This is a genomic window from Klebsiella sp. HMSC25G12 (assembly GCF_001807705.1).
Lineage (GTDB): Bacteria > Pseudomonadota > Gammaproteobacteria > Enterobacterales > Enterobacteriaceae > Klebsiella > Klebsiella variicola.
In genome coordinates this window covers 1-585 of record NZ_KV789791.1, presented here as the reverse complement: position 1 = coordinate 585, position 585 = coordinate 1, and the positions used below count along the sequence as shown (strand labels likewise).

General features: G+C 49.7%; 1 protein-coding gene. It reads right to left on the bottom strand.

What is annotated here, in order from left to right; translation table 11 throughout:
• A partial coding sequence (locus HMPREF3096_RS01680) for an ISNCY family transposase (protein WP_141749322.1) occupies positions 1–585 on the bottom strand: 585 nt, incomplete at both ends.

Here is a 585-nt window from a genome sequence, read left to right as displayed (position 1 = left end):
AATGCTTCCGTCAGGGTAATCATAAACGGTAATTTTTTCACCTGCTATGCGCGTATTTTGTTCGGTGGGTTCAATGATATACATGACTTTATCATACTGAAAAGTCAGTGCTTTCGATAAGGTCCGCAGCTCCTGCCAGGCGAAGATATCATTCAGCTCCAGTGGACTCTGTGTGACCGCACGGTGCAGATCTTTAGGGTATTTTGCCGGCCGGGAGAAACGACGGTTAAAATCAGACATGAAATGTTCAATCCACTGATTGGCTTCAGCAACCGAGCTGATGTTCTGCAGGCGCATCTCTTTAATCAGTCGATCCTGGAGCGTTTTATTTACCCGTTCCACGCGACCTTTTGCCTGGCTGCTGTTGGCACAAATCAATTCGATCGCCAGTTCCCGGAGAGCCCGTCCGAACTGGGTTGTGCCGGTACGTCGGCTCTCCGGTCCGCTGACCCTGAACACCGCATGCTTGTCGCTGTAAAATGCGACAGGTTTACCATGTTTATCAATGTATTGCCGGGTAGCCATCATGTAGTCAAACGCGTTTTCTGAATCACAGAATCGCAGGTGCATCAGGCGACCTGTGGC